Below are 12104 nucleotides of genomic sequence, written 5' to 3' on the forward strand. Positions count from 1 at the left end.
ACGGGGCCAAAGATCAGGCCTTCTTCGGCGCAGCGGCCGGAGCGGCGGCCTTCGCCGGAGCGACGAGGACCGGCTTCACCTGGCCGTTTGACATGATCGAACCGAGAACGTCGTTCGAGAAGGTCGACAGACGGCGGCTGATCGCCTTGTTGCGGCTCTGCAGCCAGTTGAACGCGAGCACCGCGGGAACCGCGACGATCAGGCCGACGGCGGTCATGATGAGCGCTTCACCGACCGGACCGGCAACCGCGTCGATCGACGCCTGACCCGACGCACCGATCTTCACGAGCGCGTTCAGAATGCCGATAACGGTACCGAACAGACCGACGAACGGCGCGGTCGAACCGACGGTCGCGAGGAACGCGAGGCCCGAGTTCAGCTGCGAGTTGATGTGGTTCTGCGAACGCTCGAGCGTGCCGTGCATCCAGTCATGCGCTTCGACGGGGTCGGTCAGCTTGTTATGCTCTTCGTTGGCGCGCAGACCGTCTTCGACGACCTGACGATAGGCGCTGTTCTTTTCGAGCTTCGCCGCACCTTCGGCCAGCGTCGGCGCGCGCCAGAAGTTGGCGTCGACGGCCTTGCCCTGGTTCATCACCTTGTTCTGTTCGAACAGCTTGGTGAACAGGATGTAGAGCGTGCCCATGAACATGATGACCAGCACCAGGCCGGTCAGCTGCGTGATCCAGCCGCCTTCGCACAGCGCCGGGAAGACGCCGTACTTGTTCGTGGGGTCGGCGAGCTTTTCCTCGCAGAAAGACGACGGCATCATGCCGTAGCTGCGGTGACCTGCGGCAGCGGCAGTCGCAATCAGATTGATCATCGTGGTATTCCCTCTCAAAATTCGGTCAAAAAGTTAAAATCCAGAAGCGGGGCTTGGCCCCGATCAACGCGGAATCTGCCAGCGGATGCGGTTGCTGTAGCTACCGCCCGTGGGATTGCCCGCACGATCCTTGCCCGGGTTGAACCGGCCGCGACGCTGAATCAGCTTGCAGGTTTCGGCATCGAGGTCGGCATGGCCGCTCGAAGCCGTCACATCGCAGCTGGTGATCTTGCCCGACGCGTCATAGCTCACACGGAAACCCGTGGTTCCTTCGCGCTCTTCACGCATGGCGCGGGCCGGATAGTCGTCGTTCGTCGCCCAACGGCCCGGGTTGCCACGCGGCGTACCCGCGGCGCTGAGGTCCGGGGTCGGCGGCGGCGGAGCGGGCGTCGGCGGCGTGTAGACCGGCGGCAGCGGCGTCGGCGGCGCCTTCGGCACCGACTGGATCTGCGGCGCGGCGACCGGCGGCGGGAAGGGCGACGGCGGAGTCACGACCGGCGGCGGCGGCGGCAGGACATTGTCCGGCGGCGGCGGCGGCGGCGGCTCCTCGGGCGGCGGCGGCTCTTCGACGTCCACCACATCCAATTTCTCTGCGATCTTCTTGACGATACTGAGATTCAGGCCGTTAACCAGGCCGTAGCCCAGTCCCGCCGTCAGCAGTCCCACCAAGACGATCGCCACTACCCTGTTTTTAGGGTCGACACTATCACCATAAGCCATTCAGGAACGACGCTCCTTGCTAGATCATCCTGACACCAATCCAAACCGTCGGGGGGAGTTGCCAGATGCCCGGATAATTCCGATGCGTTCCGCAGACCCGGCGGGCGGCATCCGGCTGTTATGTTCTATGCCGGACGCTTCGCCGGACGTCCTATCGCGGTGGCGGCAAGTTCGCAAACCCTTTATCAGCGGTTAATGTGGCGCGCGCCAAGATGGCACGCCGCCACCGCAACCGGTGTCAAAGACAAACAGAAAGTGGACCAACCATGCGCCAGCTCCTTCCCGTCGCGATCGTCGCCCTTGCCGGCCTAAGCGGCGGATTCCCGGCCGTTTCCGCGATGCAGGCACCCGTCGCCGCCGCACCGGCCAGCCCCTATAGCTATGCCGATGTCGCCGACCTCGCCGCCGCGGCGCCGATGGCGATCCACGCCCGCATCGCGTCCGCGACCGCGCTCAAGGCCGAACGCGCGCCCGGCGTCGCCGCCGGTTCGAGCCGATTCTATGTCGAAGCCGACGTCGTCAGCCTGATTCGCGGCAAGGGACCGCTCGCGGCGCGCATCTCGTACCTCGTCGACCTGCCGCTCGGCGCCAATGGCAAGCCGGCGAAGTTGAAAAAGAAGCAGCCCGTCCTGCTCTTCGCGCGTCCGGTCGCGGCGGGCGCCGCGGGCGCGACGAGCACCAGCAGCATCCGGCTCGTCGCCCCCGACGCGCAATTGCCGTGGGATCCGGCGACCGAGGCGCGGCTGCGCGCGATCCTGACCGAGCTGGTCAAGCCGGGCGCACCGCCGGCGATCAGCGGCTTCGCCAACGGCTTCCACGTCCCGGGCACGCTGCCGGGCGAAGGTGAGACGCAACTCTTCTTCGACACCGCGACCGGCGAACCGATGTCGCTGACGATCATGACCAGCGCCGACGGATCGCGGCGCTGGGCGGCGGCGTTCGGCGAGATCGTCGACGGGTCGGCGGCGGTGCCGGCGCGCGACACGCTCGCCTGGTACCGGCTCGCCTGCGGGCTGCCGCGCCAGCTGCCGCTGAACAAGCTCGCCGGCACCCCGCCCGAGGACCGGCGCAAGGCGGCGTCGGACTATGGCATCGTGCTCGGCGCGCTCGGCGACTGCACGCGGACGCGCAAACCGCCGGTTGCGGGATAAAGCCGGGCTAGGGCGGCGCAAAGATGCGCGGCTCTTGTTTCGTCGCGAAAAGCCGATAGGGGCGCTGGCACCTATATATATGGAGTGTCCCATGTCGCCTTCGCCCGCCCCTGCCCCCCGTCCGCCGCTGCGCGTCGCGCTCGCGGGGCTCGGCGTCGTGGGCGGCGGCGTCGTCAAGCTGCTCGAGGCGAACCGCGAACTGATCGCGCGGCGTGCCGGGCGCGCGATCGAGATCGTCGCGCTGTCGGCGCGCGACCGCCACAAGGACCGCGGCGTCGACCTGTCGCGCTATCGCTGGGAGGACGACCTCGACGCGCTGGTCAGCGCCGACGACGTCGATGTCGTCGTCGAAATGATCGGCGGCGCCGACGGCATGGCGCTGACGCTGGCGCGCCACGCGCTGGGCGCGGGCAAGGCGCTGGTCACTGCGAACAAGGCGATGATCGCGCACCACGGGCTCGATCTCGCGCGGCTCGCCGAGGCGAAGGACACGCCGCTGAAATATGAAGCCGCGGTCGCGGGCGGCATTCCCGTCATCAAGGCGATCCGCGAGGGCGCGTCGGCGAACGAAATCGCGCGCGTCTATGGCATCCTCAACGGCACCTGCAATTATATCCTGACGCAGATGGAGCGGAACGGCGCGAGCTTCGGCGACGCGCTCGCCGCGGCGCAGGCCGAGGGCTATGCCGAGGCCGACCCGACGTTCGACGTCGACGGCATCGACGCCGCGCACAAGCTCTCGATCCTCGCCGCGCTCTGCTTCGGGACGCGGCTCGACATCGGCGCGGTCGCGACGAACGGCATCCGCGACCTGATCGCGGCGGACATCCGCGAGGCCGAGGCGCTGGGCCACCGCGTCCGCCTGATCGGCATGGCCGAGCGCGATGCGAACGGGCTCTATCAGCATGTCCAGCCGTGCCTCGTCCCCGCCGACCATCCGCTCGCCTATGTTCCCGGTGCGTTGAACGCCGTCGTTGCCGAGGGCAATTTCGTCGGCCGCCTGTTCTTCGAAGGCGCGGGCGCGGGCGCGGGGCCGACGGCATCGGCGATCGTCGCCGACATCATCGACATCGCGCGCGACGAATATGGTCCCGCCTTCGCGATGCCGGTCGACGCGCTCGACGAGGCGCCCGCCGCGGATGCCGGGGCGCGGGTCGGCAAACATTATGTGCGGCTGGTGGTCGAGGACCGGATCGGCGTGCTCGCCGAAATCGCCACCGCGATGCGCGACGCGGGCGTGTCGATCGAAAGCTTCATCCAGCGCGGCACCGAGGACCAGGACGGCGTCGTGATCGCGATCGTCACGCACGAGGGCCCGGCGCGCGCAATCCATGCGGCGCTGGCGACGCTGTCGGCGTCGGACCATGTCGTCGGCGCGCCGATGCATATGCCGATTCTGGCGCTCTGAGGCTCCGCTCCACGCCCGCTTGAAATCGCCCGCGCCGCTGCTACCCATGCAGCGGGGAAAAGGGGGCACATTCATGCAGATAAAGATCGGACGCGGGCTGGGCGAAGCATGGGCGCTGGCGGGCGAGCATTGGCGCGTGCTGCTCGCCTATGCCCTCATGGGGGTGGTCTTTCCCTACCTTTTCCTGTCGAGCGAGCCGATCTTCAGCCTGCGCAACATCATGGCGGTGCTGTCCGATCCCTGGACCAACCGCCTCGGCGGATCGATCACCGGACCGCTCTACCTGATCGGGATCGTGCTGGTGATCGTCTTCGGCGCGATGCTCGCCGCTTGGAACGCGCTGCTCGCCGAGATTCGCGAGGGCTATGTGTCCGAGATCATGTACGGCATGGTCGCGGGCTTCGCCTATATCCTCGCCTATGTGCTGCTCTACATGGTGGTGGCGTTGGTGCTGGTCCTCCCGCTGATGATGATGGTGGGGGTCGAAGACTGGGTTCGCGCCGGGCCGATCGTTGCCGGGCTGCGCCAGCTTGCCTTCACGCTGATCGGGGCGTGGCTGCTCGCGCGCTTCTGCCTCGTCGGCCCGATCATGGCCGCCGGCGGGCGGCTCGAACCTTTTTCGCCCTATGTCGAATCGTGGCGGCGCACCGCAAGCGCGCAATGGTGGCTGTTCGGCTTCTTCCTGCTCTACAATATCGGCTTCGGCGCTCTCTTCGGCGGGCTGGTCGTGCTGCACGGCGCCGTGATCCTGGTCAATGAGCCCGGGAGCCTGGCCGAGACGATGATGAGCGCCCTCTGGGTGGTCCTGTTCGGCCTTTATTTCTTTGCGCAATTGCTGATTCCCGCCGGCCTCTATCGCGCGTCCGAGCCGGGAGCGAGCGCCGCCGAGGTCTTCGCCTAGTCCTCTTCGGCGGGCGGCGGCGGGACCCCGGTGTCGGGGTCGGTCGCGCGCTTCGCCATTTCGTAGAGCGCGTTATATTCGGGGCCGGGTTTCATCCGTCCGCCCATCGACATCCAGTTATAGGGCAGCCGATCGAGGCTCATCGCGCTGACCGGAGCGTGCGGGACGCTGTCCTTGGTCGACTGGCCCACTCCGGCGATCGCGCGCAGCTCGGGCGACAGGCGATGGCGTTCGGTGTCGGTGCCGCAGACATTGATCGAGCCGTCGTCGGCGGGTTTGCAGCGCTTGATCGGATCGACCATGTCCTTGGCGTTGGCGGCGGCGGTTTCGGCATCGACCTTGGGCTTGGGCGCGGGCGGGCCATAGATCTGCGCCGCAGCGGGGAGCGCGCCCGCCGTCATCGGGACGACACAGGCAAGCGCGAAAGCGGCGCCGAATCGCGCGATGGTTTCTCGACAAGCGGCGTAACCGACCATATGGCGCCCACCATGCCGACGCGGCGGAACAAGTAAAGACGGAGAGTGGAGACCATGACGAAGACCGGCAGCAACCTCGACCGGGTGCTCGTGCTCGAAATGGTGCGCGTCACCGAAGCCGCGGCGATCGCCGCCGCCAAGCTGATCGGGCGCGGCGACGAAAAGGCCGCCGATGCCGCCGCGGTCGAGGCGATGCGCACCGCGTTCAACACGCTGTACATGGACGGCACGATCGTCATCGGCGAGGGGGAACGCGACGAGGCGCCGATGCTCTATATCGGCGAAAAGGTCGGCATGGCGCCGGGCAAAGGTCCCAAGATCGACATCGCGGTCGACCCGCTGGAGGGCACGACGATCACCGCCAAGGCCGGCCCCAACGCGCTCGCGGTGCTCGCGATCGCCGAAGAAGGCCATCTGCTCAACGCCCCCGACGTCTATATGGACAAGCTGGCGGTCGGCCCCGGATACTCGCCGAACATCGTCAATTTCGACAATAGCGTGCGCGAGAATGTCGAGGCGGTCGCGCGCGAAAAGGGCGTGTCGCCCGCCGAGATCATCGTCTGCGTGCTCGACCGCCCGCGTCACGAAGCGATCATTGCCGAACTGCGTGCCATCGGCTGCGGCGTCGCATTGATCCCCGACGGCGACGTCGCGGGGGTGATCGCGACCACCAACCCCGAGACCAATGTCGACATCTACATGGGCTCGGGCGGGGCGCCCGAAGGCGTGCTGGCTTCGGCGGCGCTGCGCTGCGTCGGTGGCCAGTTCAAGGGCCGCCTGTTGTTCCGCAACGAGGACGAGCGGCTGCGCGCGAAGAAATGGGGGATCGAGGATCTCGACCGCGTCTATGACCTCGAGGACCTGGCCAAGGGCGATGTGATCTTCGCCGCGACCGGCGTGACCGACGGGTCGCTGCTGTCGGGGGTCAAGCATCGCCGCGGCGGCATTTTGACCACCGAGACGGTGGTGATGCGCGCCTCGTCGGGCACGGTGCGCTGGGTGAAGGGCGAGCACCGGGTCGCCTGACCCGGCAAAGGACTTGCCAGACGGGTAGCGCCGCCGCCATATCGCGTCGAGGGCGCCTTCGGGGGAAGGCGTCGGGGACGCATTTGGGGGACTCATCTTTGAAACAGGCTATCAAGCTCGCCGCGACGCTCGCGGCGTCGCTTTCGTTCGTCCTGACACCGGCTGCGATGGCGCAGGATATGGCGACGAAGGATGCCGGCTCGCTCTATGTCCAGTGCGACGGCTTTCCGAACAATATGACGACAGGCGAAGGGGTCGCGCGCTTTCTGGGCGCTGTCACCTTGCTGGGGCTGTTCGCTCCGCCCCCCGAAGCGGCGGATGCCTCGAAACGCAAATTCGGTACCGACGGCGTCATGGCCTGCACGAACATTCTCGAGGGCGAGAAGGCCGAGGGCAATGTCCGGCGACGTATCCCGCTGATCCTCGCCCGCGCGCTGCACCGGATCGAGGCGAAGGATTATGACGGGGCGATCGCCGACGTCGCGATCGCGCGCGCCGAAGCGGGGACGGCCGGACTGACGACCGATCCCTATTTCAACCGGTCGATGGGCCTGTCGTTCGACCAGGTCGAGGCGGCCGCGCTGGTTCGCAAGGGCGAAGTCGAGGAAGCGATGCGTGTGTCGTTGGGCGATGTGCCCCAGCACCGCTTTTCGCTGATGCCGCTCTTCTCCTTCAAAACCTATGCCGACATTGCACCGCTGGGTACCGATGCCGATCTGGGTCGCGCGCTGGCGCTGGCGCGGGTTTCCCCCGGCGCCAGCACCGCTGCGGCGGGCCGGCTCGACGAATTGTCGCGGTTCGGTGAAAGCGCGACGCTGCGCGCAGACCTCGTCACCTATCTGAGTACGCGCAAGGACAAGGACGGCAAGCTGCGCGACCCCGCCACCAAATCGGTCGCCGAACTCGCGCTGGGGCAGGCGCTGGCGGGACAATGGGCCGAAGCGGCGGCGTCCGCCGAGCGCGCCCGTGCGCTCGATGCCAAGCTGGTCGGTGAAGGCAAGCCCGAGGACATGGACATCCGCCTGCCCGCCAGCGAGATTCTCGACCTCTACGATGTGCTGCTGCTCGCCAATCAGGGCAATATCGAAGGCGCCCGGCGCAAGTTCACCGCGCGGACCCAGTGGCTCGCGCCGTCGTTCGGCGCCGTGCTGGCGACCAACCGCCTGCTCTATGATGGCGCCCCGGCGGCCGACCGGACCGGCCAGCTCGCCAAGCCGGCCGCCGATCTGTGGACCGACCGCGCGACCGCCAAGCGCGCCGAGCTGATCGCCAAGGACGGCGACAACAAGACCCTGTTCTACCTGATTGAACCCTATGTTGCGGGCAGCACATTCGAGGCGCAATCGCAGAAGGTCTGGCGAACCGACAAGTCGAAGATCTTCCTCAAGCTGACGCCCGGCAAGGGCGATCCCGATGCGAAACTCGCCATGCTTTATGGCGTGCCGGCCGACGCGGCGTTCGACGCGATGCTGCTGCACGCGGCGCTCGACGCCAAGGCGCAGGGCAAGCAGGGCTTTACCTTCCTGCCGATCATCGACACCTATGTCGCAGGTATCGTCCATGCGGGTAATACCGACGATCCGTCGATGCCGCCGTCGCTGTTCCTGAATGCCGACGAGGTGATCGCGGCACTGTCCCCCGCCATTCCCGATCCCGTCACGCTAAAAGCGCGGCGCGCGACGCGAGGCAAATAAACGCCCCGATCCGCCGCTTGACGAACCGCCTCCAACTGTATTAATTTTATAATACAGTTGGAGGTTCCGATGCTGTCCTTGCTGCTCGCCCTAGCCAGCCCCGCCGCCGACATGCGGCCGGTGTTTCATTATCGCCGCACCAATGGCGACGGCAGCGAGGCCGAGGATATCTACGTCTTTGCCGAGGCGCCGGGACGCGTCGCGGTGATGAAGGAAAAGTCGCGCTGTACCAACGCGGCCTATGTCACCGCCGACATCGATCCCATAAGCGGGCAAGCCAGTGCGCTGGTCGGCGGGCGACTGACACGCGGTCTGACGCAGGAGCCCTTCGCCTGGTTGACCACCGCCGAGGGCGGCACGAAGGTGCAGGCACGCATCGGCGCACGCGACGCGGTGCCGACGCATGAGCTGGCGGTGACGCCACCGTGGCGCGTCTATGATTTCGATTTCGCCGACATGGTGGCCCATCCGCCGAAGGCGATTGGCGCGCGCGCGGATTTTGCGTTCGACCTGCCGTTGATCCTGAGCACCGACGACGGCTTTTCGTTCAGCAATCGCGGGCGGATGAGGCTGTCGGGCGCGACATCTACCCGGCATTTCGGCGGGCCGGCGGTGCGCTATCGTGCGAGCGGCGCAGCAGGCAAGGGCATGCTCTGGTTCGATGCGCGGTCGGGGGTGTTGCTCGAGGCGCGGCTGCCGCTGGCGAACCATAGCGAATATCGCGATTTCCGGCTGCGGCTGATCCGCACCCATTATGGCGAGGCGAGTTGGAAGGCGAAGCTCGCCGATCATTGGCGGGGGTGCCCGACCGTCGATGGCTGAGCGATCAGAAGATACCGGCCGCGATGCCTTCCGCCAGCGCGGCGCCGAGGTCGCGCGCTTCGGCAAGGCGGGCCTCGGGGATCGTCTTGGGCGCCAAAATCGCTTCGGGGGTCTGCGCGGCGGTATTGACGATCAGCGGGTCGGCGACACGTTTCAGCCGCCAGCCGGTGGCGATGCGGTCGAGCTGGCGCTGGGCACCCTCGCCGTCCGACCCGGCGCAGATGATCGTGGCGTAAGGGCGGCCTTCGAGTTGGCCGAGGCACGGGTAATAGGCGCGATCGAACATCTCTTTCATGGCGCCCGACAGGAGGCCAAGATTTTCGGGGCCGACGAACAGATAGCCGCCGGCAGCGAGCAGATCGTCGGGGGTGACATCCGCCGCCGCGAGCAGCCGCGCCGTCGTGGCGCCCTCTGCCGCGGCGCGCGCCAGCGCTTCACTGCCGCCGGTGCGGCTGTGCCAGACGATGAGCAAATGCGGCGACGCGGTCATGCCGCGATGCTTGCCAAGCCGCAGCGCGGCGCGCAAGCTGCCCCCATAAAAGGGGGAGACACGAGATGCGCCGATTGACCGCCCTGCTGCTGGCGACCTGCCTGCCGCTGACCGCCGCCGCGCAGGACGCAGCGAGCGAGGCCACCCGCACCGCGCAGGCCGAACTGGCGAAGCGCCTGCCGCTCGACGACCCGCGCGACATGGCGAATGCGACGCGCGGCAAGCTCGCCGAGATTCCCGGCGGGGTGATCCTGACCAAGGACGGCAAGACGGTGTGGGACCGGCGGCCCTATGAATTTCTGAGCAGGACCGAGGCGCCCGACACGGTGAACCCGTCGCTGTGGCGGCAGGCGCGGCTCGACGCAGTGCACGGATTGTTCGAGGCGGTGCCGGGCAAGATCTGGCAGATCCGCGGTTACGACATCTCGGTGATGACGATCATCCGCGGCAAGTCGGGCTGGATCGTCGTCGACCCGCTGCTGTCCGAAGAGGCGGCGGCGGCGGGGTGGAAACTGTTCGCCGACACGGTCGAGACGAAATCGGGCAAGCTGCCGATCAAGGCGGTGATCTTCAGCCACAGCCATAGCGACCATTTCGGCGGGGTCGGCGGGATCGTGACCCCCGAGCAGGTCAAGAAGGACAAGATCCGCATCATCGCGCCGCACGGCTTTTCGGAGGAAGCGACGTCGGAGAATGTCCTCGCGGGCGGCGCGATGGGGCGGCGCGCGGTCTATATGTTCGGGTCGATCCTGGCGCCCGGACCCGCGGGGCAGGTCGATACCGGGCTGGGGCCGAAGCTGTCGACCGGGACGATCGGCTATATGGAGCCGACCGAGACGGTGTCGGAAAAGGGCGGCACGCTGACCATCGACGGGCTGGCCTTCGACTTCCTCGACGCGGGCGGGACCGAGGCGCCGTCGGAGTTCGTCTTTTACATCCCCGCTTATAAGGCGCTGCACACGACCGAGGTCGTCACCCATACGTTGCACAATGTGCTGACGCTGCGCGGAGCGCAGGTGCGCGATGCGCTGCGCTGGTCGAAGGTGATCGACGCGGCGCTGCAGAAATGGGGCGGCAAGGCCGAGGTCGCACTGGCGTCGCACCACTGGCCGACCTGGGGCGTCGGCGAGGTGAGCAGCCTGCTGACCAACCAGCGCGACGCCTATCGCTATGTCCACGACCGCACGTTGTTCCTCGCCAATCGCGGCGCGACCTTGCACGAGCTCGCCGACGCGACCGCCGAGGCACCGGTGCAGGGGCGCGATTTTTCGACGCGCGGCTATTATGGCACGCTCAACCACGACATGAAGGCGACCTATCAGCGCTATTTCGGCTGGTGGGACGGCAATCCCGCCAATTTCAACCCGATCCCGCCCGAGCAATCGGCGCCCAAATATGTCGCGCTGGCGGGCGGCGCGGACAAGCTGCTGGCGGCAGGGAAGAAGGCGATCGCGGCGGGCGAATATCGCTGGGCGGCCGAACTTTTGAACAAGCTGGTGTTCGCCGAGCCGCAGAACGAGGCCGCCAAGGCGGCGCTCGCCTCGGCCTATGACCAGCTCGGTTACCAGGCCGAGTCGGGGGCGTGGCGCAACTATTATCTCGCCGCCGCGGCGACGCTGCGCGGCAAGGCGGTCGAAGCCACGTCGGGCAACGGCCAGAGCCGCAGCTTCGTCAGCGCGATTCCGACCGCGGTGTTTTTCGACGCGCTCGCGACGCGCTTCGATGCGGCGAAGGGCGCGGGGATTTCGGGGACCTTCCAGTTCGTCCTGCCCGACAGCAAGGAAGCGGTGGCGATCTCGGTCGGCGGCGGGGTCGAATTCCCGCGTTACGGCGTCACCGACCCCGCGCCGACCGCGACGATCACCATCGACCGCAAGACGCTCGACGACGTCATGCTGGGACAGGCGCAATTCCCCGCGCTGCTGCAATCGGGCGCGATCAGGATCGACGGCGACCGGATGGCGTTCCTGAGCTGGTTCGCGTTGCACCCGCCCGCCGACCCGCGTTTCAATATAGTTGTTCCCTGAGCCGCAGACCGACTAACGGAGGATCATGACCGACATCGCCGACGCCCACCCGACCGACCCCTTCGACCCGCAGGCGCTCAACGCCGCCGAGGGGCTCGACCCGGTCGACCCCGCCTATGGCCATGTCCTGCGCATCACGACCGCGATGAACCTGGTGCCGCTGGCGATCGGCGCGAGCGTGTTCGACGCGCTGCTGATCCGCCACCTCGAGGGACCGTATGGGCTGATCACCGGGCTGGCGTGGATCGCCGCGATCTTCATGATCGTGAGCTTTCCGGCGCGGCGCGTCCAGCGCTGGGGCTACAAGATCGGCGAGGGGCAATTGCGCGTCGCGCGCGGCTGGCTGTTCCGCACCGACACGATCGTGCCGTTCGTCCGCGTCCAGCATATCGACGTCGGTCAGGGGCCGATCGAGCGCTGGTTCGGGCTGTCGCACCTGATCGTCCACACGTCGGGCACGCACAACAGCACGGTCACGCTGCCCGGGCTGCACGCCGACCTTGCCGCCGCGATGCGCGAGACGATCCGCCGCCACATCCAGACCGATTTCGCATGAGCGAGAGCGTCGC

The 12104-nt window shown here is 67.3% G+C and carries 12 protein-coding genes; 8 read left to right on the plus strand and 4 right to left on the minus strand.

From position 1 onward, the window contains the following. Nucleotides 1-13 precede the first annotated feature (13 nt). Together B1A78_RS07590 and B1A78_RS07595 are read right to left on the minus strand one after the other, a co-directional pair. Nucleotides 14-766, minus strand: coding sequence for a MotA/TolQ/ExbB proton channel family protein (locus B1A78_RS07590; protein ID WP_256837519.1), 753 nt, complete (start codon nucleotides 764-766; stop codon nucleotides 14-16). Nucleotides 767-883: 117 nt separating this feature from the next. Then, entirely contained in the window at nucleotides 884-1540 is a 657-nt protein-coding gene (locus B1A78_RS07595; protein WP_077146368.1) for an energy transducer TonB, read from the minus strand. Between the two features lie 266 nt (nucleotides 1541-1806). Between B1A78_RS07595 and B1A78_RS07600 the strand changes: the two genes are divergently transcribed. From B1A78_RS07600 to B1A78_RS07610, 3 genes are all read left to right on the plus strand, one after another. Further along, nucleotides 1807-2691 (plus strand): hypothetical protein, encoded by an 885-nt coding sequence (locus tag B1A78_RS07600; RefSeq protein ID WP_077146369.1) that lies wholly within the window; start codon nucleotides 1807-1809, stop codon nucleotides 2689-2691. 91 nt (nucleotides 2692-2782) lie between these two features. Beyond that, nucleotides 2783-4099, plus strand: coding sequence for a homoserine dehydrogenase (locus B1A78_RS07605; RefSeq protein ID WP_077146370.1), 1317 nt, complete (start codon nucleotides 2783-2785; stop codon nucleotides 4097-4099). Between the two features lie 73 nt (nucleotides 4100-4172). Then, nucleotides 4173-5000 (plus strand): hypothetical protein, encoded by an 828-nt coding sequence (locus B1A78_RS07610; protein ID WP_077146371.1) that lies wholly within the window; start codon nucleotides 4173-4175, stop codon nucleotides 4998-5000. Here the strand turns inward: B1A78_RS07610 and B1A78_RS07615 are convergent. After that, the gene (locus tag B1A78_RS07615) at nucleotides 4997-5401 is read right to left on the minus strand and encodes a hypothetical protein (RefSeq protein ID WP_256837518.1); all 405 of its coding nucleotides are present in this window, start codon (nucleotides 5399-5401) and stop codon (nucleotides 4997-4999) included. The two genes, B1A78_RS07610 and B1A78_RS07615, sit on opposite strands and share 4 nt — an antisense overlap. A gap of 129 nt (nucleotides 5402-5530) precedes the next feature. Between B1A78_RS07615 and glpX the strand changes: the two genes are divergently transcribed. From glpX to B1A78_RS07630, 3 genes are all read left to right on the plus strand, one after another. Next, on the plus strand, nucleotides 5531-6502 hold the full coding sequence (glpX, locus tag B1A78_RS07620) for a class II fructose-bisphosphatase (RefSeq protein WP_077146380.1): 972 nt from the start codon (nucleotides 5531-5533) through the stop codon (nucleotides 6500-6502). A gap of 98 nt (nucleotides 6503-6600) precedes the next feature. After that, the gene (locus tag B1A78_RS07625; RefSeq protein WP_077146373.1) at nucleotides 6601-8196 is read left to right on the plus strand and encodes a hypothetical protein; all 1596 of its coding nucleotides are present in this window, start codon (nucleotides 6601-6603) and stop codon (nucleotides 8194-8196) included. A 69-nt stretch (nucleotides 8197-8265) separates the two neighbouring features. Then, entirely contained in the window at nucleotides 8266-9018 is a 753-nt protein-coding gene (locus tag B1A78_RS07630; RefSeq protein WP_077146374.1) for a hypothetical protein, read from the plus strand. A gap of 4 nt (nucleotides 9019-9022) precedes the next feature. Here B1A78_RS07630 and B1A78_RS07635 read toward each other — a convergent pair whose 3' ends face one another. Continuing rightward, a complete protein-coding gene (locus tag B1A78_RS07635) occupies nucleotides 9023-9508 on the minus strand; it encodes a flavodoxin family protein (RefSeq protein ID WP_077146381.1) in 486 nt (161 codons plus the stop codon). Nucleotides 9509-9573: 65 nt separating this feature from the next. Between B1A78_RS07635 and B1A78_RS07640 the strand changes: the two genes are divergently transcribed. Next, nucleotides 9574-11535 carry an alkyl/aryl-sulfatase gene (locus B1A78_RS07640; protein ID WP_077146375.1) on the plus strand — a complete coding sequence of 654 codons (1962 nt, stop codon included), beginning with the start codon at nucleotides 9574-9576 and terminating at the stop codon, nucleotides 11533-11535. A 25-nt stretch (nucleotides 11536-11560) separates the two neighbouring features. Continuing rightward, nucleotides 11561-12091: a PH domain-containing protein gene (locus B1A78_RS07645; protein WP_077146376.1), complete on the plus strand. Its 531-nt coding sequence runs from the start codon at nucleotides 11561-11563 to the stop codon at nucleotides 12089-12091. The last annotated feature ends 13 nt before the right edge of the window (nucleotides 12092-12104 follow it).

The sequence above is a fragment of the Sphingopyxis sp. KK2 genome (assembly GCF_001990265.1).
In the GTDB taxonomy this organism is placed as follows: domain Bacteria; phylum Pseudomonadota; class Alphaproteobacteria; order Sphingomonadales; family Sphingomonadaceae; genus Sphingopyxis.

Excerpts from the sequence above, each read along its gene's own strand:
- B1A78_RS07590 (WP_256837519.1), bottom strand. The coding sequence starts at position 766 with ATGCCGTCGTCTTTCTGCGAGGAAAAGCTCGCCGACCCCACGAACAAG.
- B1A78_RS07595 (WP_077146368.1), bottom strand. The coding sequence starts at position 1,540 with ATGGCTTATGGTGATAGTGTCGACCCTAAAAACAGGGTAGTGGCGATC.
- B1A78_RS07600 (WP_077146369.1), top strand. The coding sequence starts at position 1,807 with ATGCGCCAGCTCCTTCCCGTCGCGATCGTCGCCCTTGCCGGCCTAAGC.
- B1A78_RS07605 (WP_077146370.1), top strand. The coding sequence starts at position 2,783 with ATGTCGCCTTCGCCCGCCCCTGCCCCCCGTCCGCCGCTGCGCGTCGCG.
- B1A78_RS07610 (WP_077146371.1), top strand. The coding sequence starts at position 4,173 with ATGCAGATAAAGATCGGACGCGGGCTGGGCGAAGCATGGGCGCTGGCG.
- B1A78_RS07615 (WP_256837518.1), bottom strand. The coding sequence starts at position 5,401 with ATGACGGCGGGCGCGCTCCCCGCTGCGGCGCAGATCTATGGCCCGCCC.
- glpX (WP_077146380.1), top strand. The coding sequence starts at position 5,531 with ATGACGAAGACCGGCAGCAACCTCGACCGGGTGCTCGTGCTCGAAATG.
- B1A78_RS07630 (WP_077146374.1), top strand. The coding sequence starts at position 8,266 with ATGCTGTCCTTGCTGCTCGCCCTAGCCAGCCCCGCCGCCGACATGCGG.
- B1A78_RS07635 (WP_077146381.1), bottom strand. The coding sequence starts at position 9,508 with ATGACCGCGTCGCCGCATTTGCTCATCGTCTGGCACAGCCGCACCGGC.
- B1A78_RS07640 (WP_077146375.1), top strand. The coding sequence starts at position 9,574 with ATGCGCCGATTGACCGCCCTGCTGCTGGCGACCTGCCTGCCGCTGACC.
- B1A78_RS07645 (WP_077146376.1), top strand. The coding sequence starts at position 11,561 with ATGACCGACATCGCCGACGCCCACCCGACCGACCCCTTCGACCCGCAG.